The 528-nt window shown below is 29.0% G+C and carries 1 protein-coding gene; it reads left to right on the top strand.

All coding sequences use genetic code 11. The features are described 5' to 3' along the window. A partial coding sequence (locus ADH52_RS02965; protein ID WP_049509996.1) for a DUF1310 family protein occupies window positions 1–312 on the top strand: 312 nt, incomplete at its 5' end. Between the last annotated feature and the right edge of the window lie 216 nt (window positions 313–528).

Here is a 528-nt window from a genome sequence, read left to right as displayed (position 1 = left end):
GCAGAACATGATGAGATGGTGAGAATTGTAGAGAGTGAGGAAGTCAAAAAGATTATAGAAGATGATTTGAAAGAAATGGATCAATTTTATTTAACAAATAAAGGGAAAATAAAGTCTTATCAAATTGATGATAAATCCATCAATCATAGTCCAATGGGAGGGATCAAATTAAAAATTTATATAAATAATGACGAAGAATTATATGTATTTTTCACTATTAATAAAGATAAAAAAAGTGGAAAGTTAGTTAATGATGGCGGAGGAAACTCTGCTAAATTTGAAAAAATGATAACGGAGAGAAAAAGTGAGTAGACAGTATAGTGATCATGAACGTCAAAAAATTGCTAATGAAGAGTATACAAGTTATTTTGAAACATATCCCAACATGATATATTTGTAAAATAACATAAAGGAGATGTCATGAGGTTATTAAAAATTATAGGAATTGTTTTAGCTAGTTTGTTGGTTATCGTTGGATTAAGCGTAGGAGGATTTAAAGTGATGAAACAAGCAGAACATGATGAGATG

Source organism: Streptococcus pseudopneumoniae, from assembly GCF_001072665.1.
Classification (GTDB): Bacteria; Bacillota; Bacilli; order Lactobacillales; family Streptococcaceae; genus Streptococcus; species Streptococcus pseudopneumoniae_S.
The sequence above is the reverse complement of the archived record's forward strand: the minus strand, read 5'-3'. Positions and strand labels throughout refer to the sequence as shown.